The organism is Nonomuraea roseola (assembly GCF_039535395.1).
Classification (GTDB): Bacteria; Actinomycetota; Actinomycetes; order Streptosporangiales; family Streptosporangiaceae; genus Nonomuraea; species Nonomuraea roseola.
In genome coordinates, this window is record NZ_BAAAXC010000015.1 from 840,218 (window position 1) to 864,871 (window position 24,654).

Sequence of the window (24,654 nt, forward strand, 5' to 3'; positions counted from 1 at the left end):
GAACCCAGTTCACCGGCCAACTCCACCCCGGCCCGCTGCCACCGTTGCCCCCATGGCCTGCCCTCCCCCCACCCACGCGGCTGCCGCGTCCAACAGCGCCCGTCTGCGAGACACCAGCCCGCCGCGTCCCCTTCCCCTCCGACACCGGGTACTCCTCCGCTGCGCCGTGCTGCTGGCGATCACCGTGGCGGTGCTGCTCCTTGCACCCACACCCGCCGACGCCGACCCGCCCGACTGGCGTTGGCCCCTACCGGGACAACCCAGAATCCTGCGCACCTTCAACCCGCCGCCCGAACCATGGCGCTCAGGCCATCGCGGCGTGGACCTCGCCGCCTCCCCCTCCACCACAGTCCTCGCGCCCGGCCCAGGCACCGTCACCTACGCCGCCCCGCTGGCGGGCAGGGGTGTGATCTCCCTGCTCCATCCGGGCGGCCTGCGCACCACCTACCTCCCCGTACAGGCGTCGGTACGGCGCGGCCAGACGGTCTCCGCAGGCGACCGGCTGGGCGTCGTCGAGGCGGTCCCTGGCCACTGCGCGGAGTCCTGCCTTCACTGGGGACTGCTGCGGGGCCCCCGCTACCTGGATCCCCTGCTCCTGCTCGCCTGGGCGCCGATCCGCCTCCTCCCCCACTGGCACCTGCCACCCGCCCCGTCCTCAGGGATCCTCCTGCCAAGCGATACGGCCACCACCACCCCTCCCCAGAGGCTCACCTCGCAGAGCGATTAGGAACGCCCACATCTGCCCGAGGAACGACCACCCCTGCCCGAGGGAGGACCTGCTCCTCACCCAAGGCAGGAACCTGCTCCTCCACAGGGCAGCACCTGCTCCTCGCAGGGTGATCCCAGACAGGCATCGCGTCCGAGGACTTCCTTTCAGGACGGCTGGAGGCCACCCCCCTCCCCAGGGGCGCCCCGCCCCATGGCAGGGCGAACATGGGGCGATCCCCCTGCCGTCCGGAGGCTCCCTGACAGGGGGACACGAAGCGACCACCGCTGCGGGAGGAAGCTCCATACCCAAGAAACCCGAAGCGACCACCCCCGTCAGGGAGACGGCTGGGCGGGAGAACACATGAACCACCCCTGCCGAGCAAGGGCTTTCATACAGGCAGACACGAAGCAACCACCTCCGCCAAGGAGGCCCCTGGGCAGAGGGCACGAAGCGACCACCCCTACCGAGCAAGGGCTTCCATACAAGGAAACAGGAGGCGACCACCCCTGCCGGGGAAGGCTCTGGGCAGGAGAAGACGAGGTGACCCCCTTGCCGGGGGGAGGCTCCTAAGCAGGGGGATACGAGGCGGACACCCGTGCCGGGGGAGGCTTCATACAACGGAGGGCTTCCCTACAAAGGAACAGGGCGACCGTCCCTGCCCGAGGGGGCTGCTTCTGAGCAGGGGAAACGAGGCCGCCACTCTTACCGGCAGGGCTTCCACGCAAGGGGGCTTCCATACAAGGGACACATGAAGCGACCGCCCCTGCTGGGGGAAGGCTGCGCTGAGCAGGAGAGGCGAGGCCGTCACTCTCACCCGGGGGAAGCTTCCATAGAACGGGGGGTTCCATGCGTGGGCACACGAAGCGACCGTCCCTGCCGAGGGGGCTGCTGCTGCGCGGGGGAACCGAGAAAGGCACTCCTACCGGCGTCAAAGCAAGGGACGAGGCGGCCCGCCTTTGCTGGGGACACTCCCTGAGAGTGGAAACACGCGGCGACCACCGCCGCCCTACGACAGGGACTCGCGCGCGAGGTGAGTGCGGATGTCCACCCATGGTCCCGGGCCGCTCCCGGCGGCGGGCTCCTCAGGGATGCTCTCAGCAAGACGAGGACGGGCGGCATCCCTTCCCGGTGATCGCCTCGAGTCAAGCGCGCGGATGAGCCTGCCGGTAGGCGGCTCGCAGGCGCTCGATCGACACGTGTGTGTAGATCTGGGTGGTGTTCAGCGACGCGTGCCCCAGCATCTCCTGCACGCTCCGTAGATCGGCCCCACCTTCCAGCAGGTGGGTAGCCGCGCTGTGCCGTAGTCCGTGGGGGCCCATGTCAGGCGCCCCGTCGACCTGCCCCAACCGGGCATGCACGATTCGCCGTACCGTCCCCGCGTCGATACGTCCGCCCCGCACTCCGAGGAACAGCGCGGGCCCTGACCCCTCCCGGATCCAGCGAGGACGTCCGTGCACGCACCACCGGTCCACCGCCCGCAACGCCGGCAGACCGAACGGCACCGACCGCTCCTTGCGCCCCTTGCCCAGCACCCTGACGACGTGACGATCCCTGTCCATGTCGTCCACGTCCAGCGCGCACAGCTCGCCGACCCGCACCCCAGTCGCGTACAGCAGCTCCATGATCGCCTGATCGCGAAGCTCCTTCGGCTCGCTCCCCTGCGGCGCGTCGAGGACGGCCTGCGCCTGCTCCTGATCGAGTACCGCAGGCAGCGCCCGTGCCGCCTTCGCACTCCCCAGGAGCAGCCCCGGATCGTCGGCCAGCCAGCCACGGCGGTGCGCGAAGGCCGTGAAGGTCCTGACGCATGCCGTACGACGCGCCAGGGTCGCCCTCGACAGCCCTGCCGCGTGCTGCTCGGCCAACCATCCTCTGAGCACCGCGATGTCGAGCCCGCCCAGCTCTCCCCCACGATGCGCCATCAGGGCGGCCAGATCGGAGAGATAGGCGCGCACAGTGTGCGGCGACAGATCACGTTCGAACCGGAGGTGCTTCTCGAACTCGGCCAGCACCTCATCGACATTTGGCATCCACAATCTCCTTCCGAGATCTCACCCTCCCGAGATGTCCCCTTTCAGGGGTCGCCTTCCCTGACCCCACCGCGATCAGCCATCCCGCGATCTCCCCCTTCGCGAACCACCCACGCGAGCCGTCCCTTCTCACAAACCCACCCCACCCCGCCCCCCACCGCGACGCACCTTCCCGCGATCTTCCCCTTAGCGATCCGCCCACGCGAGCTGCCCCTTCTCACAAACCACCCCCCTGACCCTCACCGCGGCCCACCTTCCCGCGATCCCCCCGACGCGAACCACCCACCCGAGCCGCTGCCCTCACAAACCGCCCGCCCTGACCCCCACCGCGACCCGCCCACGCGAGCCGCCCCCTTCAAAAGCCGCCCTCCCTGACCCTCACCGCGACCCGCCCACGCGAGCCGCCCCCTTCAAAAGCCGCCCTCCCTGACCCTCACCGCGGCCCACCATCCCGCGATCCCCCCAACGCGAACCACCCACCCGAGCCGCTGCCCTCACAAACCGCTCACCCTGACCCCCACCGCGGCCCACCCACGCGAGCCGCCCCCTTCAGAAGCCGCCCCCCTGCTCCCCCACTGCGATCCACCATCCCCTGATCTCCTCTTTTTGAGCAATCACCACGTTCACAACTGGCGGTCGCCGGCTCTGTTACTTTTGGCCACGCACGCCACGTTCGGGATGCCCCTGCGGCATGGTGGCGACCCGGCCTGTGAACATCCAGCCGCATGGGGGAATCGACGGTCACCACGCACGTGCAGGTGACTCGGTCGCCTTTGAACGCTGAGGCGGTGATCGGTCAGTTGGGGTGGCCTCTTCGGAGGCGCCAGCCCTTGGGGACGCGTTCGATGTAGCCTGCGGCGGCGAGTCCGCCCAAGCAACTCAACGCTGTCTTCAGGTCCACCCCTGCCGCCACCGCGATCGAGGCGGGTCCTGCGCCGCCGCGGCTAGGGACGGCGTCCAGCACGCTCCGGGTCTCGTCGTTCAGGGTGTCGCGGGGCACCACCGGGCCCCTTGGCGTGGCGGCCAGGTCGTCGCCGATCATCCCGACGAGTTCGATCATCTCCGCAGGGGAGGTCACGCAGACCGCGTTCCGTTCACGCAGCAGTTTGTGGCAGCCGAGGGACATCTCCGAGGTGATCGGGCCAGGCACCGCAGCGAGGTGGCGTCCGAGGTTGGCGGCGTGGGTCGCGGTGTTGAGGGCGCCGCTGCGGACCGCCGCCTCCACCACCAGGGTGCCCCTGGACAGCGCCGCGATGAGCCGGTTCCTGATGAGGAATCGCGCACGCGTCGGGTGAACGCCCGGCGGGCACTCGCTGACCACAGCGCCCTGACCCCTGATCGCGGCGAACAGGTCATGGTGTGCGCTCGGATAGCAGACGTCGGTACCGCATGCGAGTACGGCGATGGTCGGGGCAGAGCCGGCGAGCGCTCCCCGGTGGGCGGCTCCGTCGATGCCGTACGCGCCTCCCGAGACGATGGTCCAGTTGGCTTCGCTGAGTCCGATGCCGAACTCGGCTGCGACGTGCACGCCGTACGCGGTGGCGGAGCGGGCGCCGACCATCGCCACCGAACGCAGACAGGAGTAGCGGAGGTCGGCGCTGCCGTGCACCCACAGCCCGAGTGGACGGCTGTGGCCGAGCGCGTCCAGTTGGGTGGGCCATTCGGCGGCTCCCGGGATGACCAGCCTGGCTCCGGCCTGGTGACCGGCCTCAAGGTCGGCGGCGGGGGCGGCGGCCTGGAGTCGTGCCTGCCAGGCACGCAACCGGCGGTCCAGGGCGGCGGCGTGCTCGGGGTCGCCCCTGCGTGCGGTCTCCTTTTCGACGAAGTCCTCGGGGAGGATGCCGCGGAAGATCATCTCGACGGTCGCCGCGGAGCCGTACAGCCGGACGAGACGTCCCATGATGACGTCGCCCACGTCGGCGGCTCGCATGAGGGCGGCGCGCGCCAGGAGCTCCCGATCGTCGTCGAGCGAAGGTGGATACTCAGGTCCAAATGACCCAGGTGTGAGCGGCCCAGGTCCGGGCCCCGCCGCGCGGAGCCGCTCAAGTCCGAGCGGCGCAGGTCCGAGCGGCGCAGGTCCGAGCGGCGCAGGTCCGAGCGGCGCAGGTGCGGGTGGCGCAGGTGCGGGTGGTTGAGGTGGGGGGTGTTCTGTGATGACGGTGTCCTGTGCCGGGTGGGTTGGGTGGTGACGTTGCAGGGATGGCTCCTGGGTGCCGTCGGGGGTCGGACCAGGACAGGCGGTCATGTCTTCACGCTCCCGTCGTTCTCGCGAGGACGTCCGGTTGATGTCCTCTCTTGTTCAGCAGGGACGGTCCGTGTCCTCGCCGGGGTCCCGGCCGGTCCATCAGGATCTCGTCTGCGTGCCGTACGGCTGGGGTGGTCGAGGGCGGCCCAGCACGGCAGCTCCTCGCCTCGGGTTTCTGGAGCGCTGCCATCTCGGGTGGCGGCCCCAAGGCTTGGGAGTCGCGTGGCTGTGGACCGTGGGCGGTGCCCGTTGAGGTGAAGGTGTCCTGTCTCGTTGAACTTGAGGCAGGAGGCCTTCTCGAGCTGCGGTCTCAGATGGGATGAGACAGATCGATGAAGCCGTGTCTCATTGATCACGAGGCATGCGGATGTCTCGGGCCGCAAGAAGGTGTCCTTATCTCCCATCCGCAGCTCTGGCGGTCGCGGCGGCGTGCTCGTCGGCGGTCATGCCGCGGTCAGGGAAGCGCTGGTTGAGGTCGTACTGGTCGTCGGCCCACTGCTGGTAGTCCCGCCGGACGGCAAGCTCGTCGGAGTCGGCGATGCGGGCGATATCGGCCCAGGTAACCCCGGCCAGCAGCGCGTGGTGGACGTTGGAGGGATGGCGCACGGTGCGCGCGATGCTCTCCGCCAGTGCCAGCAATTCGATGTGTTCGGCCACGGTGAGCGGAGGCCGGTCATCGGCGCCATGCCGGGCGGGGTCATAGATCCCTCGGGCCACCAGCTCGATCCGGGCGCGAGCCGATGCGTTCTTGGCGGCTAGCTCGTTGTAACGCTCCAGTTGCTGACTCACGGGCATGTCGTAGCGAGCGTCGTGCCAGGTCGTGTTGTGCTCAGGCAGGGTCACGGCGACTTCTCCAGGGCGGTCGGATGTTGCCTTCACCGGGTCACCGATGTGGTGAACCGCACTTCAGCGATCATGTCTCAGACTTGTGAGACGAATGGCCCGATACCTCAGATCGCTGGGACTTCCTCACTCCAATGAGACGGGACAGGAGTGAGTGCCTGCGGGATGGAGGGCGATGGGATCGAGGGTGACGGCAGGGCCAGGTGATTCCCAGTCAGAAGGGCCAGGGCGATCGGGCGACGCCTTGCTGTGGGGCAGGAGCTCAGGCGACTCCTAGCCAAAGGGCCAGGGCGGCGGAGGTCTCTGGGACGTCGGGGCGGTCTTTGCCTTCGAGGTCGGCGATGGTCCAGGCGAGGCGTACCACGCGGTCGAGGCCGCGGGCGCTGAGGCTGCCCGCGTCGAGGCAGGCGGTCATCGGTTTCATCGCCGCGTCCGAAGGGCGATAGTCGGCGTGCAGGACGGCGGCGGGGATCTCGGCGTTCGTCCGCCACGGCGTCCCGGCCAGCCGTTTGGCCGAACGCTCGCGGGCCATCTGCACGCGTTCGGCCACCACCTTGCTGGTCTCGACGAACTGGCGGTCGGCCATCAGTTCGCGCCTGCTCGACCGGGCGATGGTCACCTTCATGTCGATGCGGTCGAGCAGAGGACCGGAGAGCCTGCCCAGGTAGCGGCGCCTGGCGGCGGGTGAGCACTGGCAGCGCTCGCCCGCGCCTGCGGGCTGGGCGCAGGGACAGGGGTTCGCGGCGAGGACGAGCATGAACTTCGCGGGGAAGGTGATCGTGCCGACCGCGCGCGACACGGTCACCCTGCCCGCCTCCAACGGCTGGCGGAGCGAATCGAGCACGTGCCGGGGGAACTCGGGAGCCTCGTCCAGGAACAGCGCGCCATGATGCGCCAAGGACACTGCCCCGGGGCGCACGACGTTGCTGCCGCCGCCGACGATCGAGGCGACGCTCGCCGTGTGGTGCGGGCTCACGAACGGCGGCCGGCTCATCATCGGGCTGTTGGACGGTAGAACCCCTGCGATGGAGTGGATCGCCGTCACCTCGAGCGCCTGGTCGACGTCGAGGTCGGGTAGGAGGGTCGGCAGACGCTCGGCCAGGAGTGTCTTGCCGGTGCCTGGCGGACCGAGCATCCAGAGGTTGTGTCCGCCCGCCGCGGAGACCTCGAGCGCGCGCCGTCCGAGCGGCTGGCCGACCACGTCGGACAGGTCGACGGGCGGACGATCCGTCTCGAAGGTGAGCCCGGGAGCCGTCTGGGCCCCGGAGCCGACCACGGTGAGCCTCCGGCCCGGTGGGGCGTCCTGGGACGCATGCCCGGCGTCTTGGGGAGGTCCTTCGCCGTCTGGGTGCGATTCGTTGCCGGGGAGTTCGTCGGGCACGAGTCGCAGGCGAGGGGGCGCGTCGCCTCTGCGCAGCCATTCCACGAGCTGGCGCAGGTCGTCGATGGGCACCACGGTGACGTCCGGCACCAGCGCGGCCTCGGCGGCGTTGGCGGCGGGGACGACCAATGTCGAGCCTCCGCTCTCCACCGCGCCGAGCACCGAGGGCAGCACCCCTCGTACGGCTCTGAGCCGCCCGTCGAGCCCGAGCTCGCCCAGGAAGAACGGCTCGGCGATCCGGTCGGCGGGTACGGCCCCGGCCGCACCCATGATCGCGATGGCGATGGCGAGATCGAACTGGCTGCCGCGTTTGGGCAGGCTGGCGGGGAAGAGGCTCACGGTGATGCGGGCATCTGGCCACGGGTAGTGGCTGTTGACCATCGCGGAGCGCACCCTGTCGCGCGCCTCGCTCAGCGCGGTGTCAGGCAGGCCGATCAGGTGGATGCCCGCCAGGCCGCTGCCGACGTCGGCCTCGACCTCGACGCTGCGTCCTGTGACGCCGATGAGGGTGACGCTGCGGGTGCGGGCCACCGCCATCTAGATCGCCCCCTTGACGTGGCGCAGGGCGAAGTCGCCGCCGATCTGTTCGAGGGCGATCACGTCGACGCGGACGGAGTCGAAGCTTCGGGGCTGCGCGGCGAGCCATTTGGCGGCGAGCATGCGCAGGCGGGCCAGCTTGGCGGGGCGGACGGCCTCCAGGGCGGTGCCGTGGGTGCGGCCTGATCGGGTCTTGACCTCGACGACGATCAGCTTCTGATCGTGCTCGGCGACCACGTCGATCTCGCCTTGGCGGCAGCGCCAGTTCCTGTCGAGGATCTGCATGCCCTCGGCACGCAGGTAGTCGACGGCGAGTTGCTCGCCCTGTTTGCCCAGCTCGTCTTTCGATGCCATGGGACCACCTCCGGGGCGCGAGTTTTCCGGAGGGGGCGGTGGGGGGTTGGGGTCGAGCGGGGTTCTGTGGATAGAGGCCAGTGGAGGTCGAGGGGCTGTGGATAGCCGAGGCCCGTGGCGGGTCAACCGGCAGGGCTGGACCAGGAGGGCTGGACAGATCGGCCAGGGCGCGACCCGCAGGGGGGAGCCTCCCGGGTGTGAGCGCCATACGGGGAAAGAGGACACGGGGCAGACCGCAGGATGAGGTGGAGCCACCTCGCTTGTAGAACCGCAGATCAGGCGGAGCCGCAGAGCGCGCACCGCACGGCGAGTAGACCGACAGGGCGGGCGAGCCGTGCAGGGTGAGTCGGTGCCGCCGGGCGACGAACCCGTAGAGCAGGACAGACCACACCGCGAGCGGATCCACATCTGGGACGGCCACGCAAGGCAGGCGAAACCGCATCACAGGCAGGAGGCAGGCGAAACTGCGGAACATCACCGCAAGGCGAGCAGACCAACAGCACGAGTGAGCCCTGCAAGGCGAACCGGAGCCCCAGCACGACGAACCCGTAGAGCAGGACAGACCACACCGCGAGCGGACCCACATCTGGGACGGCCACGCGGGCCAGTGGAGCCGCAGGGCGGGAGGCGTCGCCGGGTGGTGGGTGGGAGCCGCTAGAGGACGGATCCGTGGAGCGGGGTGGAGCCACCAGCACGCGCAGAACCGCAGCTTAGGTAGATCGCGCGGGACAGACGGAGCCGCAAGCACGAGAGCGCGTCATGCGGACCGGACGGGCGCCGCGAGGCCAGAGGAGCCGCAGGCACGACAGCGCACCATGCAGACCGGACGGGCGCCGCGAGGCGAGAGGAGCCGCAGGGCGGTGGGCCCCGCGGCGCGAGAAGGCAGGTCTCCGTGTGGATGGTGGATGCCTGGGACGCGACAGGAGCGTCCCCGTCGGAAGATTTCCAGGCGGCCTGCCGAAACCTCACACGGCGAAGAGCCGCGGCCCCGAAGCCGCCGAATCAGGACGCCCCAGGTCACACCCCGGGCAGAGGCCCGATACTCACCCGGAGAACCCCTCCTTGGGCATCTCCAGGTCAGGCTTGGCCAGTTCCTCCACGTTCACATCCTTGAACGTCACCACCCGCACGTTCTTCACAAACCGTGCCGGCCGGTACATGTCCCACACCCACGCATCCTGCATCTTCACGTCGAAGAACACGTCCCCGTTCTCCGCCGTCCGCACGTCGAGATCCACCGAGTTCGTCAGGTAGAACCGTCGTTCCGTCTCGACGACGTACGTGAACAGCCCGACCACGTCACGGTATTCGCGGTATAGCTGCAGCTCCATCTCGGTTTCGTACTTCTCGAGATCCTCTGCGCTCATCCCGGTCCTCCAGCCTGATCAGGCAACTCCTGCCCCCACTCCATTCTCCCCCACGAAGGTCCGTGACACCGTCACGAAGGAGAAGCGGTGGTGCGGGCACGGCCCGTGCGCGCGCAACGCCCGCCGGTGGGCCGGAGTCACATACCCCTTGTGCTCGTCGAAGCCGTACTCGGGAAAGACCGAGGACAGCTCCGTCATCATCCTGTCCCGCGTCACCTTCGCCACGATGGACGCCGCGGCGACGCAGGCGGCGATCTGGTCTCCCTTCCACACGGCCAGCGACGGCGCCGGCAGTCCAGGTACCGGGAAGCCGTCGGTGAGGATGTACTCGGGAACGAACGACAACCGCGCCACGGCCCGCCGCATTCCCGCGATGTTGCACTTGTGCAGCCCACGGGCGTCGATCTCGGTGGGCGGGATGACGACGACGCCGACCTCCGCCGACGCCATGATCTGCTCGTGGAGCTCGGACCTGACGGCGGCCGTCAGCAGCTTGGAGTCGGCCAGCCCCTGGATCTCGCGCCTCAGCACGACCGCCGCGACCACGAGGGGTCCGGCGCAGGCGCCCCTGCCCGCCTCGTCGACTCCGGCGATCGGGGTGAGCCCCCTGCGCGCCAGCGCCCGCTCGTAGGCGTAGAGCCCGGAATCGCGCCGGACAACGCTAGGACGTGGTCGAAACATGACACAGGCAGCGTACGCCTCATCCGCGACTCACCGCACCTTGCCGAAGATCTCCGGCCTGGACAGGATCGTGGCGTGGGAGAACGGCCAGTAGATGGCCCACGCCCTGCCGATCACCTGCTCCTCGGAGATCCACTCGCCCGCCTCGCGCACGTGGCTCCTGGAGTCGACCGAGGCCGAACGATGGTCGCCCATCAACCAGAGCTTCCCGTCGGGCACGGTGTAGGAGAAGTTCTCCCCCGAGGGGTAGTCGTCGGGGAACAGGTAGTTCTCGTCCAGCGCGATCCCGTTGACCGTGATGCGCTTCTTGGCGTCACAGCAGACGATCTTGTCGCCGCCGACCGCGATGACCCGTTTGATGGTGTCCTCGTTGTTCCAGCCCTTGAACACCACGATGTCACCGCGCTCGCTGGCGCCGTGCAGCTTGTTGACGCTCACCCTGTCGCCGATGCGGAGGGTGTTCTCCATCGACTCCGAGGGGATGGAGAAGGACCTGACGACGAAGGCCTGTAGCAGCAGCGCCACACCCACGCCCAGCGCGATCAGGAAGAACGTCTCCTTGAGCCCGCCTTTGCGCTTCTTGCTCTCTTCAACTGCCATGGGGGTACGGCTACCGCCTCGCAAGCCAGCGTCGACGCAGCCACACCAGCGGCAGGGCACCGGCGAACCCGGCCATGGCCGGAGCCGCCCCTGCCAGAGCGGCGGCGGGCTGCGCGAACGTCTCGGGGATGGACAGGGTCGTGGCCCGGGAGAAGGGCCAGACGATGAGGAAGGCGCGGCCGATGACCTGGTCGACAGGGATCGTGCCGCCTCCGGGGTCGGAGGTGTGCTCGCGGGAGTCGAGCGACACCTGCCGGTGGTCGCCCATGACCCAGAGCCGTCCCTGCGGCACCTTGGCCGCGAAGTAGGTCTGGGAGGGCACGTTGCCAGGATAGAGGTAAGACGATTCGTCCAGTGCTGTCCCGTTGACCGTCACGCGTCCCTTGGCGTCGCAGCACTTGACGGTGTCGCCGCCGACTCCGATGACGCGCTTGATGTAGTCCTTCTCGCCGGGCACGACGCCGAAGGCGGTGCCCACCCAGCGGAAGAAGGCGGCGATGGGGTTGGCGGAGTCCTCGGAGGGGAGGCTCTCGTCCCACGAGTCGGTGCCCGAGAAGACGACGACGTCGCCGCGCTCGACATCACGCGTGTGATAGACGAGCTTGTTGACCAGCACCCTGTCGTTGGTCAGCAGGGTGTTCTCCATGGATTCGGACGGGATGTAGAACGCCTGGAGCACGAAGGTCTTCACGACCAGGGCCAGCAGCAGGGCCAGGACCACGAGCACGGGCAGTTCTTTCCAGAACGACCCTTTCCTCCTGGCAGCCGCCACGTCCACCTTGTCCTGGCTCTCGCTTTTCATCGCTGACGAGCCTAGATGAAGGCCCTGCTCGAGGGAGGGTACACGTGTCCCAGCGGCGCTCCACATAAAGGAAATGTCCCTGCAAAGCCAAAAGACCCCGTGACCTGCGGGTCACGGGGTCGTTCGGTGGAAGCCTTACTTGCCGGCGGGCAGCGCCTCGCGCTTCTCGCGGATGCGGGCGGCCTTGCCGCGCAGGTCACGCATGTAGTAGAGCTTGGCGCGACGGACGTCGCCGCGGGTCAGCAGAGCGATCTTCTCGATGACCGGGCTGTGGACGGGGAAGGTGCGCTCGACGCCGACACCGTAGCTGACCTTGCGGACCGTGAAGGTCTCGCGGGCGCCACTGCCCTGGCGGCGGAGCACGAAGCCCTTGAAGACCTGGACGCGGGAGCGGCTGCCTTCGACGACTCGGACGTGCACCTCGAGCGTGTCACCGGGACGGAAGGCCGGGACGTCGCTGCGAAGGGTGGCCTTCTCGAGCTCCTGGATCTTCGTGTGCATGAGAGCGTATCCTCAACGTTTAGCGAGCATGCGGAGGTCCACCCGGCAGCGCCTTGACGCCGCGACGAGGGGGACACGCCTGCTGGTTTGGATGAATCAGGTGGCCTACGACGGGCACACCAGCGATTCAGTCTGCCATATCTTCCGGCTCAGCGCGAAACGAGAGCAGCAGCTCCCTGTCACGCTTGTCAAGAGCCGAGGCGTCGAGCGCCTCGACCAGATCGGGCCGGTTCTTCATGGTACGGCGCAGCGCCTCGTCCCTGCGCCACCTCGCCACCTTGCCGTGGTGTCCCGACAGCAACACCTCGGGCACCTCGCGCCCTCTCCATACCGGCGGCTTGGTGTAGACGGGCCCCTCGAGCAGGTTCTGCATCGCCCCCGGCGCGAAGGAGTCGTCGACGGCCGAGTGGGCGTTGCCGAGCACGCCGGGCAGCAGGCGGCCGATCGCCTCGACCATCACCAGGACCGCCACCTCGCCGCCGGCAAGGACGTAGTCGCCGATGCTGACCTCGTCGACGCGCATGCGCGTGCCGTACTCGGCCATGACGCGGGAGTCGATGCCCTCGTAGCGGCCGCAGCAGAACAGCAACCACGGCTCCTGGGCCAGCTCCTGGGCCAGGCCCTGGGTGAAGGGGCGGCCGCTGGGGGTCGGGACGATCATGCGGGGCGTGCCGCCCTCGGTGATCTCGTCGATGGCCGCGCCCCAGATCTCAGGCTTCATGACCATGCCGGGGCCGCCGCCGTACGGGGTGTCGTCGACGGTCTTGTGCACGTCGCGCGCCCAGTCGCGCAGCTGGTGGAGCCGCACGTCGAGGGTGCCACGCTCGCGCGCCTTGCCGATCAGCGAAACGTCGAGCGGCGAGAAGTACTCGGGGAAGATCGAGATGATGTCGAGCCTCATGACAGCAGGCCCTCGGGGGGATCGACCACCAGCTTGCCGCCTGCCACGTCGACCTCGGGCACCAGCGCCTTCACGAACGGGATGAGCGCGTCGTCCTCGCCTGCGCGCCCGACCACCAGAAGGTCCTGGCCGTGATGGAGCACGTCGGTGACCTCGCCCACCGGCTCCCCCTCGACGGTCACGACGGCCAGCCCGATCAGCTGGTGGTCGTGGAACTCGTCGGGGTCGTCGGAGGGCGGCAGGTCCTCGGAGTCGATGACCAGCAGCGTGTCGCGCAGCTCCTCGGCCGCCTCCCTGGACAGCACGCCCTCGAAGCGCACCAGCAGCACACCCTTGTTCCAGCGGTGGCCCTCGACCGCCAACGGGCCGCGCGCGCTGTCGAGCGTCGTGCCCGCGGCGAAGCGCAGGCTCGGCTCGTCGGTGCGGACCTCGACGGTCACCTCGCCGCGCACTCCATGCGGACGGCCGATCCTGCCGACGACTAGCTGCACCTGATCCTCCACGGATACGAAAAGCAGCCCCCACCGGACCGAGCCGATGGGGGCGCCCAAAACTTCCTTCTAGCGGACGGCCTCGTCCAGGTCGAGCAGGTCGACCCGTACGTACTTGCCGTCGGACAGGGCGTTGATCACTGTGCGCAACGCCTTGGCCGTGCGGCCGCCGCGACCGATGACCTTGCCGAGGTCCTCGGGGTGGACCCGGACCTCGAGGACGCGCCCGCTGCGAATGCGGCGTGCGCGGACCCGGACATCGTCGGGATTCTCGACGATGCCCTTGACGAGGTGCTCAAGGGCCTCCTCGAGCATGTCAGGCCTCGGCCGGAGTCTCGGCGGGGGCCTCAGCGGCGGGCTCCGCGGCCTCTTCCTTCTTCTTGGCCTTCTTCGGCGTGGTGGCGGTCGTGCCGGTGTCGCCACCGGACAGCGACTCCTTGGCCGCGGCCTCGTAGATGGCGTGACGGTCGGGCTTGGGCTCGGCGACCTTCAGCGGCTCAGGGGCGGCCTCGCCCTTGAACTTCTGCCAGTCGCCGGTGAGCTTGAGCAGCTTGAGGACCGGCTCGGTCGGCTGCGCGCCGACACCCAGCCAGTAAGCGGCGCGCTCAGCGTCGATCTTGATGAAGGAGGGGTTCTCCTTCGGGTGGTACAGACCGATCTCTTCGATCGCCCTGCCGTCACGCTTGGTGCGGCTGTCGGCGACGACGATGCGGTACTGCGGGTTGCGGATCATGCCGAGCCGCTTGAGCTTGATCTTGACTGCCACTGGTGTGGTCTCTCCTGCATTAGAGCGTGGGTGAACCTCGCCTCGCCGAGTGGGGCACGACAAGGCACCGGTTCGAGGGACAGGCGTGGCCGGCGGGAGGTGAGAGGGCACCCACCTGGTCACGGTGTTCCAACATGTCATTGTGCCAGACCCTTGGTACTGCCTTCGACCGGCTACGGCAGGTCACCGCAAAGTCTCGGCCATCCCGGCGTTCCCGCCTGCCCGGACCACCCAGGACGCCGCCGTACGTGACGGCGGACAGACGGCCGCGCAGGACGCCGGAGAAACAGCCGTGCAAGGGGGGCGGAGAGACGGCCGTAAGAGGGTGCGGGAAGACGGACGGCCGTGCGGCGGGGGAGCCCGCCGCACGGCCGTCTCAGGTCCGCGGTCCGACGCCGAGCGCCTGCAGCGCCGTGAGGACGGCGATCGCGAGCACGAGGACCGCGATGATCAGGCGGGTGCGCTTGCCGGACATCACTGCTGGCCGGGAAGCTTCAGCTTGGAGGGGTCGAAGCCGGGCGGCAGCTCCATCCCCTTGGGCAGCTTGCCGCCGAGCCCGCCCAGGTTGCCCAGCGCGCCGCCCTTGGAGGGGGCCGCCTCCTCAGGAGTGGCGGGGCCCTTGCCGAGCGCGGCCTTGCGCGGGTCGCCGCTCACGCGACGCCCCTTCTTGGTCTTCTTCTGCGCCGCCTTCGCGGCCTTCCTGCCGCCAGGCATCCCGGGGATGCCCATGCCGCCCGCCATCCGCTTCATCATCTTCTGCGCCTCGAAGAAGCGGGTGACCAGGTTGTTGACGGCGGTGACCGACACGCCGGAGCCGTTGGCGATGCGCGAGCGCCGCGACCCGTTGATGATCTTCGGGTCCTGCCGCTCGCCCGGCGTCATCGAGCGGATGATCGCCGCGATGCGGTCGAGGTCGCGGTCGTCGATGGAGTTGATCTGGTCGCGCATCTGCCCCATGCCGGGCATCATGCCGAGCAGGTTCTTGATGGGCCCCATCTTCTGGACCATCTGCATCTGCTCGAGGAAGTCCTCGAGTGTGAAGTTCTCGCCCGAGGTCAGCTTGCCCGCCATCTTGGCGGCCTGGTCCTCGTCGAAGGTCTTCTGCGCCTGCTCGATCAGGGTGAGGATGTCACCCATGTCGAGGATGCGGGAGGCCATCCGGTCGGGGTGGAAGGCGTCGAAGTCCTCGAGCTTCTCACCGGTCGAGGCGAACATGATCGGCCTGCCGGTGATGTGCCGCACCGACAGCGCGGCGCCGCCCCTGGCGTCGCCGTCGAGCTTGGTGAGCACGACGCCGTCGAAGCCGACGCCCTCCATGAAGGCCTGCGCGGTGGTGACCGCGTCCTGACCGATCATGGCGTCGACGACGAACAGGACCTCGTCGGGCGAGACCGCGTCGCGGATGTCGGCGGCCTGCTTCATCAGCTCCTGGTCGATGCCCAGGCGGCCGGCGGTGTCGATGATGACGATGTCGTGCTGCTGGCGCCTGGCCTGCTCGATGGACTCGCGCGCGACCTCCACGGGGTCGCCGACGCCGTTGCCCGGCGAGGGCGCGAACACCGCGACCTGGGCGCGCTCGCCCACGACCTGCAGCTGCGTCACCGCGTTGGGGCGCTGCAGGTCGGCGGCGACCAGCATGGGCGCGTGGCCCTGGTCGCGCAGCCACTTGGCCAGCTTGCCCGCCAGAGTTGTCTTACCCGCGCCCTGCAGACCGGCCAGCATGATGACCGTGGGCGGCGTCTTGGCGTAGCGGAGCCTGCGGGTCTCCCCGCCCAGGATGCCGATCAGCTCGTCATTGACGATCTTGACGACCTGCTGGGCGGGGTTGAGCGCCTGAGAGACCTCGACGCCGCGCGCCCGCTCCTTGACCTGGGCGACGAACGCCTTGACCACAGGCAGCGCGACGTCGGCCTCGAGCAGCGCGATGCGGATCTCGCGGCACGTGGCGTCGATGTCGGCGTCGGACAGCCGACCCTTGGATCGGAGGGAGGAGAAGACCGATGTCAGCCGGTCGGAAAGCGTCTCGAACACGTGGTTGGCCAGTCCTCGAAGCGAATATGCGTGGTCTTGCGACTCAGCCTAACCGCTACTGGAGACCGGGTACGGCCATGCGGACGGTCAACGCGTGCTCCACCAGGGTGATCAGTGCGCTTTTCACCGAATCGCGTGAGCGCGCGTCCAGCCTGACGATGGGGACGTGCGCCGACAGCGTGAGCGCGTCGCGCACCTCCTCCTCGGTGTGGAGCTGGTGCCCGTCCCAGCCGTTCAGACCGACCACGAAGGGGAGCTTCGCCTCCTCGAAGTAGTCGACGGCGGGGAAGCTGTCGGCCAGGCGCCTGGTGTCGACCAGCACGACGGCGCCGATGGCGCCGCGCACCAGGTCGTCCCACATGAACCAGAACCGGTGCTGGCCGGGCGTGCCGAACAGGTACAGGATCAGGTCCTGGTCCAGCGACACCCTGCCGAAGTCCATCGCCACGGTCGTGGTCGTCTTGTTCGGGGTGAGCGACAGGTCGTCCACCGCCGCCGAGGCGTTCGTCATGACCGCCTCGGTGGTGAGCGGCAGGATCTCCGACACCGCACCCACGAACGTCGTCTTGCCCACGCCGAAGCCGCCGGCCACGACGATCTTCGTCGAGGTCAGTCCGCGGCTAGAGCCTGCGAAGTCCACTGAGCACCCTTTCGAGCAAGTTGATGTCGGGCTTGCCGGCGTCGAGCTGCGGCTGGTGCACCCGTACCAGTCCCTCCGTCGCCATGTCCGAGATCAGAACCCTGACCACGCCGAGGGGGATCCGCAGGAGAGCCGAGATCTCCGCCACCGACCTGACATTGCGGCACAGCTGGCTGATCGCCGCGTACTCCGGCATGTGCGACAGGTCGCGCGGTTCGACCGTGGCGGAGGAGACCAGGGCCTCCATCGCGAACTTCACCCGCGGCGCCGTACGCCCGCCCGTCACCGCGTATGGACGGACCGGCGAGGCGGGCTCCGAATGAGGCTGCGGCTGCCAGTCGCCGCCGGTGTTCCATCTGGGGTCCGACACCTGCATCACCTGGTCTGGGTCGCGCGGAGCTCGGCGCGTACGGCAGGAGTGAGAACCTGCCCCGCCCGCTCCACCATCAGTGTCATCTGATACGCCACCAGCCCCATATCGCAATCGGGCGCTGCCAGCACTGCCAAGCACGAGCCGTCGCTGATCGACATGATCAGCATCAGGCCGCGCTGCATCTCCACGATCGTCTGGGTGACGGGGCCACCCTCGAAGACCCTCGCCGCCCCCTGTGTGAGGCTGATCAGGCCCGAGGCTATGGCCGCCAGCTGGTCGGCCCGATCGGCGGGGAAGCCTGCGGAGGCGGCCAGCGGTAATCCGTCCGAGGAGACCACTACCGCGTGAGCGACGCCGGGGACATTGCTCACGAAGTCGGTGATCAACCAGTCGACCCCGCGCGCCGCGTGGCTCAGGTCGTTCACTCGTCCTCCTCCCTGTTGTCAACGGTTCTCGGGCCGCCCTGGTAGCGGCCCTCGCCGATGTCGTCGCGTGCGGCCCTGAGCCCCTGCTGGAAGCTCGAGAACCTGTTGCGCACCCGCTCCGGCGAGATCTCCGGCATAGGGGCGACACCCTTGGGGGCCGAGGTGTCGGCGGAGCCGGGCACGAGGTTGGCCTTCGGGACCCGCTTGGGCAGTCCCGCGGCGGTGGACCCGTCCTTGACGGGCTCCCGTACGGCCTCGGCGGCCGTCCATCCCGCGTCCGCCTTGGACGATCCCCACGAGGCGCTCTCGTCGCCCTTGTCGAACCAGGCCGACTCGACCGAGGCGAAGATCGGCAGGAACTCGTCGCCCGTGGAGGGCTTCACGGCCGGGATCGGACCCGTCGGGTTCGACTCGACCGAGGGGAAGTCGTACCTGCCGGGCCGCTGGACGGTGGGCTCCCTGTCCTGGAAGGACCAGGACGACGCGGGGTCGGGGGGTGAGGTGTCCTGCCAGCCTCCGCCGCCGCCGCCCTTGCTGGGCGCCCATACGTCGGCCTCGCCGCTGTCGAAGGTGCTCGGCGCCTGGCGCGGGCCCGAGGCCCACGCGCCGGGGTCCGAGGGCCACTGCGGCGCCGAGGGCCACGGGTCGGGGGCGACGCTGTCGGCGCCACCCCAGCCGGGAGCGGGCCCTGGCTCGGAGGGCCAGCCGCCGGGACCGCCCATGGGCCCTGGGTCGGAGGCCCATGCGGGCCCCGTGTCAGCGGTGAAGGGGACGGGCCGCTGCGGCTCGCTCCCCCAGCCCATCGGCGTACGGGCGTCGCCGCCCCTGGCGCCCGTCATGGCACCGGCTCCGGCCATGCCGGAACCCGCCATGCCCGAACCCGCCATGCCCGATCCGGCCATCGCGGGCGCGGGCGCGCCGCCCAGGAGCGCTTCGGGCAGCAGCACCATCGCGGTCAGGCCGCCCGAGCCGTGCGGGCGCAGCTGCACCCTGATGCCGTGTCTGTGCGCCAGCCTCGAGACCACGAACAGGCCCATGCGGCGCGAGACCGACACGTCCACGGTCGGGGCGACGGCCAGGCGCTCGTTGGCCTGGACGATCTCCTCGTGCGTCATGCCGATGCCGGAGTCGGTGATGGAGACCATCACGCCGCCGCCGTCGATCCTGTTGCCCGAGACGACGACGTGGGTCTCGCGAGGCGAGAAGGCGAGAGCGTTCTCCACCAGCTCGGCGAGCAGGTGGATGACGTCGTTGACCGCCTGTCCCGCGACGGCCGCGCCGCCGGGGACCTGGAGCGTCACCCTGTCGTAGTTCTCGACCTCCGACAGCGAGGCGCGGGCCACGTCGACCAGCTGCACCGGCTGGCTCCAGCGGCGCGGGGGGTCCTGGCCCGCGAGGACCAGGAGGTTCTCGGAGTTGCGCCGCATGCGGGTGGCAAGGTGGTCCAGCTTGAACAGGTTCGCGAGTCGCTGCTCGTCCTGCTCGCCCTGCTCCAGGCCGTCGATGAGGGTGATCTGCCGCTCGACGAGCGTCTGGCTGCGGCGGGAGAGGTTGACGAACATGGCGTTGACGTTGGCGCGGAGCTTGGACTCCTCGCCGGCCAGCCGTACGGCCTCGCGGTGCACCTCGTCGAAGGCCCTGGCCACTTCTCCGATCTCGTCCCTGGACGAGACCCCGATGGGCGGCACCTCGACGCTCTCCGCGGTGTGCCCCTCCTCGCGCAGTTTCTGGACGATTCCCGGCAGTGTCCTGCCCGCGACCTCCAGCGCGTCGCCGCGCAGCCGTCGGAGGGGGAGCACCAGGGAGCGCGCCATGATCGCGGTGATGACCAGGACGATGAAGAGCAGCACGAGGACGAGGCCCACGTTGATGATGGCGACCTGTTGCTCGGCGGCCCTGAGCTCGGCGGCCCTCATGCTGATGGAGCCGGACAGGTTCTTCTCGACGGTGTAGAGCCGGTCGGCGGTCTTGGTGATCGCCTCGAACCAGCGCGCGGTGTCCTGGGTCGTCGAGGTGTCGAGAGCGCGCAGCGACGTGCGCTGGTTGTGCAGGTAGACCGCTCTGGCGACGTACAGCTCGGCGCGGCCGATCTCCGCGCCCGTCACCGTGTCGTCGTAGAACTGCCTCTGCGCGGGGGTGGCCGCGGCGCGGAAGGCGTTGCGCTCGCTCTCGCGGCTGGACCTGGCCGACAGGAAGGCGTCGAACTCCGTGCCGTCGAACCTGCCTCTGACCAGGGCGATCGCCAGCAGTGCCCGCTGCTTGGAGACCTCGTCCTTGGACCTGGCGATGGCGCCGAGTGCGGCGTTGGTGACGGTGAGCTCGTCGTCCGAAATGCCCTGGACGGTCTCGTCGTACAGGGGGTGAAGGTCCGACATGACCTCGGAGTACTTCTCCATGACGGGCAGCGGGGGCAGCTGGCTGCCCTCGCCGGAGACCGTGGCCCGCAGAAGGGGCAGCTGGTCGAGCCGGGCCCGTACCTGTGCCAGCTGACGCCGTCCCAGCTCCGACATGGATTCTTCGGCGGCGTTCGCGGCGGACTTGGCCTTCGTGACGGCGGTGTCGACCGCCTGGTACTGACTCTTGAGGCTCTGAAGGTCGTCGCCGCTCCTGTTGGCCGCGGCGTGCCGAGCCGAAAGGTCGCGTTCGAGCGCGAGTTCGTGTCCGAGAGCGCCGAGCGCGACGACCAGTTCAGCTCCGTCGGCGACTCGCCCGTACTCCTCCGCGCTGCTGATCGACGTGGTCACGCGGAGCGCGCCGAGCAGAACGGCCACGAGGGTCGGGACGGCGATGAGCGCGACCAGTCTGGTGCGTACTCGCCAGTTACGCAGGGCGATCTTCCTGCCGGCGTCCTCACCTGGTTCGGGCATCGGCTCACGAGCCTCTGGCGGGCCCGGGGGTTCCGGCGCGATGCCACGACCGGAACCGGTCGTTGCTGTGCTCACAAGTCGTAACCTCTCGGGGATGCCTGCGCATGTGCGGAGTGAACCGGCTCGCCGGTGAGACGAGTGGTTGCAGGCAAGTATCGGGGCAATTGGAGCACAACCTTCTATCCCCAGCCAATGCAATGCAACTTATGGAACGCTCCAAACAGATCCACTTTATTGCAGGGGCGGCGACGGACCGTCAGCAGATCGCCCAGAAAATCAGACATTTAGTCGCTTATGGACATTAAGCCCCACATTAGCGACATATCATAATCTTTCCTTTTAGCGCATGTGCTCCTATACAGGGCGCTTGCCTTCCAGGAAAGATCCCCGCTCCTGTACGCTTCACGCCCGTCATAACGGACATTTACGCTTCCCCCCCAGGAGCTCCTCCATGACTCGCACAGTCCGCGCGCGCGCCCTCGTTCTCGGTATCGCGGCCGCGCTCACCCTTGCCGCCTGTGGCGGGGGTTCCGATACCGCCAGCAGCCCCACCGCGGGAGGAAAGGGACTGGAGAAGACCACCATCAAGGTCGGCGCCCTGCCCATCCCCGACCCGGCCGCGCTCTACATCGCCAACGCCAAGGGCTTCTTCAAGGCGGAGGGGCTCACCGTCGAGCCGGTCCTCATCCAGGGCGGCGCCCTCGCGCTCCCCCACATCAAGAGCGGCCAGCTCGACATCTCGCACACCAACTACGTCTCGACCTTCCTCGCGGCCAGCAAGGGCGAGAAGATCAAGGTCGTCGGCGACGTCTACCAGGCGGCCCCGAACACCTTCAACCTCATGGTCCCCAAGGACTCCCCGCTCAACTCCGTCGCCGACCTGAAGGGCAAGACCGTTCTGGTCAACACCCTCAAGAACATCGGCACCCTGACGGTGGAGGCGACCCTGAAGGTCGCGGGCCTGACGAAGGACGACGTCAAGTTCGTCGAGAAGCCCTTCCCCGACATGGCCAACGCGCTCAGCACGGGGCAGGGCGACGCGGCATGGATGACCGAGCCGTTCATCACCGCGACCCAGAGCCAGTCCGGCTTCCGCAAGCTGGCCGACACGATGTCGGGACAGACAGCCGACCTGCCGATCGCCGCGTGGATGGCGACCGACGAGTGGGTGCAGAAGAACCCGAAGACGCTGGCCGCCTTCCAGCGCGCCATCGCCAAGGCCCAGCAGCTCGTGGCCAACGACCGCAAGGAGGTCGAGGCGGTGCTGGACGACTACACCAAGATCGACGCCAAGACCGCGTCGGTGATCACCCTCGGGACGTTCCCGACCTCGCTCAACGCGACCCGGCTTCAGCGCGTCGCCGACCTCATGCTCGAGTACAAGTACATCGAGAGCCCGCTCGACGTGAAGACCATTCTGGTCGGCGCCAGCGGATGATCAGTGCGCGAATCCTCCGCGGCGCGGCAGGCGTCGCGGGGTTCCTCATTGTCGGTGAGCTCACCATCAGGTTCGGGCTCACCGATGACGTGGTCTTCCCGCCGCCCTCGCTCGTGTTGTGGGAGGCGGCGGCCCTGCTGGCCGACCCGCTCTTCCTGTCCGGGGTCGCGACCACCCTCACCAACTGGGCGCTGGGTCTGCTCGTGTCGGTGGTGATCGCGGTTCCGCTCGGCGTCCTGTTGGGAAGCCTGCCAGCCGTGGAGCGTGCCACCAGGCCGCTCCTGGAGTTCCTGCGGCCGATCCCGTCAGTGGCGATCATCCCGCTGGCGATCCTGCTGATCCCGGTGGACTCGATGATGAAGGTGACCGTCATCGTCTACGCCTCGCTGTGGCCTGTACTGATCAACACCCTCTACGGCATGCACGACGTCGATCCGCTGGCCAAGGAGTCGCTGCGCAGCTTCGGCTTCGGCCCCCTGGACGTGCTGCGCAGGGTCAGCCTGCCGAGCGCGGCGCCGTTCGTGCTCACCGGCGTGCGCATCGCCGCGGGCATCGCGCTGATCCTCGCGGTCAGCGCCGAGCTGCTGGCAGGCGGCACCGGCGGGATCGGCGTCTTCGTCATCCAGGCGAGCAGCGGTAACCGAACCGACCTCATCCTGGCCGCCACGTTCTGGGCCGGGATCATCGGCATGGTGGCCAACTCGCTGCTGGTCTTCGCCGAACGGCGGCTCTTCCATTGGCACCAGGCCAGAACCGGAGCGACGACGTGACCGCTCTCAAGCGCGCGTGGCTGGTGCCGCTGGTCGTGGCCGTGTGGGAGCTGGCGACCAGGCTCGCGCAGGACACCGACTTCCCTCCGCCCTCCATGATCGTGCTCAGGATGCACGAGCTGTGGTTCTCGGGGCCCTTCACCAGGCTCTTCCTGACCGATGACGCCGTCGCCAACCTCCTGCCCAGCCTGGGCCGCATGTTCTTCGGGTGGGTCCTGGCGGCCGTGCTCGGCGTGGTCCTCGGCGTGATCATCGGCAGGGCCCGCACCGCGGCCGACTACGTCGAACCGCTCATCCAGTTCGGCAGGGTCATCCCGCCGCCGCTCCTGCTGCCCCTGCTCATGGTGCTCCTGCACGCCGGCCTGGCGATGCAGGTCGCCGCCATCGTCTTCGGAGTCGTGTGGCCCGTGCTGCTCAACTCCATCGACGGCGCCAAGGGCGTGGACAGGACCTACACCGAGACCGCGACCGTCTTCGGCCTGACCAGGGCGCAGCAGCTGCGCAACGTCGTCATCCCCGCGGCGGCGCCCAAGATCTTCGCGGGCCTGCGGCTCAGCCTGTCGCTCGCCCTCATCCTGATGGTCATCTCCGAGTTGTTCGGCAGCACCGACGGCATCGGCTACCAGCTGCTCCAGGCCCAGCGCGAGTTCGACACCCCGACCGTCTGGGGAGCGATCGCGCTGCTCGGGCTGCTCGGCTATCTGGTGAACGCGCTGTTCTCGGTGGCCGAGCGACGACTCCTGGTGTGGCACCACCACGCCAGGCGCACACTGTAGATCCCGTGTTGGAGGAATCATGTCCCATCCGGCCGGCCCCATCTGGGAGTCGATCTCCGGCATCTCCAGGTTCGCCGCGCTGGCCACGATGGCGGAGCTGGGATGCGCCGACCATCTGGCCGAAGGCCCGTTGAACGCCGAGGAACTCGCCATCAGGTGCGGCGCGCACGCGCCCTCCCTGCGACGGGTGCTGCGCGAGCTGGCCGGCATGGGAATCGTGCGCTCGGTCGGGCAGGACAGATACGAGTTGACGGCGGACGGTTCGTCGCTGCGCTCCGACGTACCCGACTCGACGCTGCCCGCCGTCCGGATGATCGCCGAGGAGAGTTTCTGGTACGCCCTCGGCAACCTCCCCACGACCGTGCGACAGGGCCGTTCGGCGTTCGTCGAGCGGTACGGCCCCCTCTACCAGCGCCTCGGGCAGCACCCCGAGGTGGGCCAGATCTTCGACACCTACATGACCTCGCGCGCCATGCCCTTCGCCGAGCAGGTGGCCGAGCGCTACGACTTCTCGCGGGTCGACACGCTGGTGGACGTGGCGGGCGGCAAGGGCCACATCCTCGCGGCGGTCCTGCACGCCAACCCGCGGATGCGCGGCGTGCTGGTCGATCTCGATCACGTCGTGCCCGGCGCGACGGCGGCGCTCACCGCGCACGGCCTGATGGAGCGGTGCGAGGTCCTGGCCGGAGACTTCTTCGCGCAGGTGCCCGCGGGCTTCGACGCCTATCTCCTCGCGAGCATCCTGCACAACTGGGACGACCAGGACGCCGAGCGCATCCTCCGCCGGGTCAGGGAGGCCATCAGGGAGGACGGGCGGCTGCTCATCCTGGAAATGGTCCTGCCCGACGAAGACGAGCCCCATGTCGGAAAGGACATGGACATGCGCATGCTCGCCCTGTTCGACGGGGGCACCGAGCGCACCAGGCAGGAGTATTCCGTCCTGCTGGAGAAGACCGGGTTCAGGCTGACCGAGGTGTTCGACCTCTCGGCGGGAGCGAGCCTGGTCGAGGCCGTACCCGTCTGACGGGAAATGCCCAGGTGAACGTGGCTCTCGGGACTTCGTGCCTAGGAGCCACATTTACCTAGGCATAAAGCCGCACATTTCCTTGAATGCAGTAAACCGGGCGCG

At 68.8% G+C, this 24,654-nt stretch carries 25 protein-coding genes; 5 read left to right on the forward strand and 20 right to left on the reverse strand.

The features are described 5' to 3' along the window. Window positions 1-52 precede the first annotated feature (52 nt). On the forward strand, window positions 53-727 hold the full coding sequence (locus ABFX55_RS27000) for a M23 family metallopeptidase (protein WP_346125481.1): 675 nt from the start codon (window positions 53-55) through the stop codon (window positions 725-727). 1,124 nt (window positions 728-1,851) lie between these two features. Here the strand turns inward: ABFX55_RS27000 and ABFX55_RS27005 are convergent. The 20 genes from ABFX55_RS27005 to ABFX55_RS27095 all read right to left on the reverse strand — a co-directional run bounded on the left by ABFX55_RS27005 (window position 1,852) and on the right by ABFX55_RS27095 (window position 20,541). Beyond that, window positions 1,852-2,736, reverse strand: coding sequence for a tyrosine recombinase XerC (locus tag ABFX55_RS27005; RefSeq protein ID WP_346125483.1), 885 nt, complete (start codon window positions 2,734-2,736; stop codon window positions 1,852-1,854). A 796-nt stretch (window positions 2,737-3,532) separates the two neighbouring features. Then, window positions 3,533-4,666 (reverse strand): DNA-processing protein DprA, encoded by a 1,134-nt coding sequence (dprA, locus tag ABFX55_RS27010; protein WP_346125485.1) that lies wholly within the window; start codon window positions 4,664-4,666, stop codon window positions 3,533-3,535. Beyond that, window positions 4,588-4,968: a pentapeptide repeat-containing protein gene (locus ABFX55_RS49990; RefSeq protein ID WP_428834791.1), complete on the reverse strand. Its 381-nt coding sequence runs from the start codon at window positions 4,966-4,968 to the stop codon at window positions 4,588-4,590. The genes dprA and ABFX55_RS49990 overlap by 79 nt, the downstream gene beginning before the upstream one ends. Window positions 4,969-5,374: 406 nt before the next feature. Further along, window positions 5,375-5,824, reverse strand: a complete 450-nt coding sequence (locus ABFX55_RS27015; protein ID WP_346125487.1) for a hypothetical protein — start codon at window positions 5,822-5,824, stop codon at window positions 5,375-5,377. Window positions 5,825-6,086: 262 nt separating this feature from the next. Beyond that, window positions 6,087-7,742: a YifB family Mg chelatase-like AAA ATPase gene (locus ABFX55_RS27020; protein ID WP_346125488.1), complete on the reverse strand. Its 1,656-nt coding sequence runs from the start codon at window positions 7,740-7,742 to the stop codon at window positions 6,087-6,089. Next, window positions 7,743-8,096 carry a YraN family protein gene (locus tag ABFX55_RS27025; RefSeq protein ID WP_346125490.1) on the reverse strand — a complete coding sequence of 118 codons (354 nt, stop codon included), beginning with the start codon at window positions 8,094-8,096 and terminating at the stop codon, window positions 7,743-7,745. It lies immediately after the preceding gene. A gap of 1,043 nt (window positions 8,097-9,139) precedes the next feature. Then, complete coding sequence (locus tag ABFX55_RS27030; RefSeq protein ID WP_067184127.1) at window positions 9,140-9,463, reverse strand: DUF2469 domain-containing protein; 324 nt, start codon at window positions 9,461-9,463, stop codon at window positions 9,140-9,142. A gap of 18 nt (window positions 9,464-9,481) precedes the next feature. Next, window positions 9,482-10,144, reverse strand: a complete 663-nt coding sequence (locus ABFX55_RS27035; protein ID WP_183648707.1) for a ribonuclease HII — start codon at window positions 10,142-10,144, stop codon at window positions 9,482-9,484. A 30-nt stretch (window positions 10,145-10,174) separates the two neighbouring features. Next, window positions 10,175-10,744: a signal peptidase I gene (gene lepB, locus ABFX55_RS27040; RefSeq protein ID WP_346125492.1), complete on the reverse strand. Its 570-nt coding sequence runs from the start codon at window positions 10,742-10,744 to the stop codon at window positions 10,175-10,177. 10 nt (window positions 10,745-10,754) lie between these two features. Then, on the reverse strand, window positions 10,755-11,546 hold the full coding sequence (gene lepB / locus ABFX55_RS27045; RefSeq protein ID WP_346125494.1) for a signal peptidase I: 792 nt from the start codon (window positions 11,544-11,546) through the stop codon (window positions 10,755-10,757). 135 nt (window positions 11,547-11,681) lie between these two features. Then, window positions 11,682-12,047 (reverse strand): 50S ribosomal protein L19, encoded by a 366-nt coding sequence (gene rplS, locus ABFX55_RS27050; RefSeq protein WP_346125496.1) that lies wholly within the window; start codon window positions 12,045-12,047, stop codon window positions 11,682-11,684. A 127-nt stretch (window positions 12,048-12,174) separates the two neighbouring features. Continuing rightward, a complete protein-coding gene (gene trmD, locus ABFX55_RS27055) occupies window positions 12,175-12,948 on the reverse strand; it encodes a tRNA (guanosine(37)-N1)-methyltransferase TrmD (protein WP_346125498.1) in 774 nt (257 codons plus the stop codon). Further along, the gene (rimM, locus tag ABFX55_RS27060) at window positions 12,945-13,439 is read right to left on the reverse strand and encodes a ribosome maturation factor RimM (RefSeq protein WP_346125500.1); all 495 of its coding nucleotides are present in this window, start codon (window positions 13,437-13,439) and stop codon (window positions 12,945-12,947) included. Before rimM ends, trmD begins: the two co-directional genes overlap by 4 nt. Before the next feature lie 69 nt (window positions 13,440-13,508). After that, entirely contained in the window at window positions 13,509-13,754 is a 246-nt protein-coding gene (locus ABFX55_RS27065) for an RNA-binding protein (protein WP_183648723.1), read from the reverse strand. 1 nt (window position 13,755) lies between these two features. Beyond that, window positions 13,756-14,205, reverse strand: coding sequence for a 30S ribosomal protein S16 (gene rpsP, locus ABFX55_RS27070; protein ID WP_346125502.1), 450 nt, complete (start codon window positions 14,203-14,205; stop codon window positions 13,756-13,758). A gap of 474 nt (window positions 14,206-14,679) precedes the next feature. Then, on the reverse strand, window positions 14,680-16,236 hold the full coding sequence (ffh, locus tag ABFX55_RS27075; protein ID WP_346125504.1) for a signal recognition particle protein: 1,557 nt from the start codon (window positions 16,234-16,236) through the stop codon (window positions 14,680-14,682). Window positions 16,237-16,291: 55 nt separating this feature from the next. Next, complete coding sequence (locus ABFX55_RS27080) at window positions 16,292-16,849, reverse strand: GTP-binding protein (protein WP_183660138.1); 558 nt, start codon at window positions 16,847-16,849, stop codon at window positions 16,292-16,294. A 7-nt stretch (window positions 16,850-16,856) separates the two neighbouring features. After that, window positions 16,857-17,246, reverse strand: a complete 390-nt coding sequence (locus ABFX55_RS27085) for a DUF742 domain-containing protein (protein WP_346125506.1) — start codon at window positions 17,244-17,246, stop codon at window positions 16,857-16,859. A gap of 5 nt (window positions 17,247-17,251) precedes the next feature. Further along, on the reverse strand, window positions 17,252-17,674 hold the full coding sequence (locus ABFX55_RS27090) for a roadblock/LC7 domain-containing protein (RefSeq protein WP_183648729.1): 423 nt from the start codon (window positions 17,672-17,674) through the stop codon (window positions 17,252-17,254). Further along, complete coding sequence (locus ABFX55_RS27095) at window positions 17,671-20,541, reverse strand: sensor histidine kinase (protein WP_346125508.1); 2,871 nt, start codon at window positions 20,539-20,541, stop codon at window positions 17,671-17,673. Before ABFX55_RS27095 ends, ABFX55_RS27090 begins: the two co-directional genes overlap by 4 nt. 451 nt (window positions 20,542-20,992) lie before the next feature. Here ABFX55_RS27095 and ABFX55_RS27100 point away from each other — a divergent pair, with 451 nt between their 5' ends. Genes ABFX55_RS27100 through ABFX55_RS27115 form a run of 4 tightly spaced genes read left to right on the forward strand, consistent with a single transcriptional unit; the run spans window position 20,993 to window position 24,549 of the window. After that, window positions 20,993-21,979 carry an ABC transporter substrate-binding protein gene (locus ABFX55_RS27100; RefSeq protein WP_346125510.1) on the forward strand — a complete coding sequence of 329 codons (987 nt, stop codon included), beginning with the start codon at window positions 20,993-20,995 and terminating at the stop codon, window positions 21,977-21,979. Next, window positions 21,976-22,749, forward strand: coding sequence for an ABC transporter permease (locus ABFX55_RS27105; RefSeq protein WP_346125512.1), 774 nt, complete (start codon window positions 21,976-21,978; stop codon window positions 22,747-22,749). Before ABFX55_RS27100 ends, ABFX55_RS27105 begins: the two co-directional genes overlap by 4 nt. Then, the gene (locus tag ABFX55_RS27110; protein ID WP_346125514.1) at window positions 22,746-23,525 is read left to right on the forward strand and encodes an ABC transporter permease; all 780 of its coding nucleotides are present in this window, start codon (window positions 22,746-22,748) and stop codon (window positions 23,523-23,525) included. Before ABFX55_RS27105 ends, ABFX55_RS27110 begins: the two co-directional genes overlap by 4 nt. 19 nt (window positions 23,526-23,544) lie before the next feature. After that, on the forward strand, window positions 23,545-24,549 hold the full coding sequence (locus ABFX55_RS27115; protein WP_346125516.1) for a methyltransferase: 1,005 nt from the start codon (window positions 23,545-23,547) through the stop codon (window positions 24,547-24,549). Window positions 24,550-24,654: the final 105 nt, after the last annotated feature.

What these genes read in the sequence shown, in the direction of transcription:
- ABFX55_RS27030 (WP_067184127.1), bottom strand. Translation starts at nt 9,463, where the DNA reads ATGAGCGCAGAGGATCTCGAGAAGTACGAAACCGAGATGGAGCTGCAG.
- ABFX55_RS27100 (WP_346125510.1), top strand. Translation starts at nt 20,993, where the DNA reads ATGACTCGCACAGTCCGCGCGCGCGCCCTCGTTCTCGGTATCGCGGCC.
- ABFX55_RS27105 (WP_346125512.1), top strand. Translation starts at nt 21,976, where the DNA reads ATGATCAGTGCGCGAATCCTCCGCGGCGCGGCAGGCGTCGCGGGGTTC.
- ABFX55_RS27035 (WP_183648707.1), bottom strand. Translation starts at nt 10,144, where the DNA reads ATGTTTCGACCACGTCCTAGCGTTGTCCGGCGCGATTCCGGGCTCTAC.
- ABFX55_RS27115 (WP_346125516.1), top strand. Translation starts at nt 23,545, where the DNA reads ATGTCCCATCCGGCCGGCCCCATCTGGGAGTCGATCTCCGGCATCTCC.
- ABFX55_RS27005 (WP_346125483.1), bottom strand. Translation starts at nt 2,736, where the DNA reads ATGCCAAATGTCGATGAGGTGCTGGCCGAGTTCGAGAAGCACCTCCGG.
- ABFX55_RS27065 (WP_183648723.1), bottom strand. Translation starts at nt 13,754, where the DNA reads ATGCTCGAGGAGGCCCTTGAGCACCTCGTCAAGGGCATCGTCGAGAAT.
- ABFX55_RS27095 (WP_346125508.1), bottom strand. Translation starts at nt 20,541, where the DNA reads ATGCCCGAACCAGGTGAGGACGCCGGCAGGAAGATCGCCCTGCGTAAC.
- ABFX55_RS27020 (WP_346125488.1), bottom strand. Translation starts at nt 7,742, where the DNA reads ATGGCGGTGGCCCGCACCCGCAGCGTCACCCTCATCGGCGTCACAGGA.
- trmD (WP_346125498.1), bottom strand. Translation starts at nt 12,948, where the DNA reads ATGAGGCTCGACATCATCTCGATCTTCCCCGAGTACTTCTCGCCGCTC.
- rplS (WP_346125496.1), bottom strand. Translation starts at nt 12,047, where the DNA reads ATGCACACGAAGATCCAGGAGCTCGAGAAGGCCACCCTTCGCAGCGAC.
- dprA (WP_346125485.1), bottom strand. Translation starts at nt 4,666, where the DNA reads ATGCGAGCCGCCGACGTGGGCGACGTCATCATGGGACGTCTCGTCCGG.
- ABFX55_RS27025 (WP_346125490.1), bottom strand. Translation starts at nt 8,096, where the DNA reads ATGGCATCGAAAGACGAGCTGGGCAAACAGGGCGAGCAACTCGCCGTC.
- lepB (WP_346125492.1), bottom strand. Translation starts at nt 10,744, where the DNA reads ATGGCAGTTGAAGAGAGCAAGAAGCGCAAAGGCGGGCTCAAGGAGACG.
- ABFX55_RS27000 (WP_346125481.1), top strand. Translation starts at nt 53, where the DNA reads ATGGCCTGCCCTCCCCCCACCCACGCGGCTGCCGCGTCCAACAGCGCC.
- lepB (WP_346125494.1), bottom strand. Translation starts at nt 11,546, where the DNA reads ATGAAAAGCGAGAGCCAGGACAAGGTGGACGTGGCGGCTGCCAGGAGG.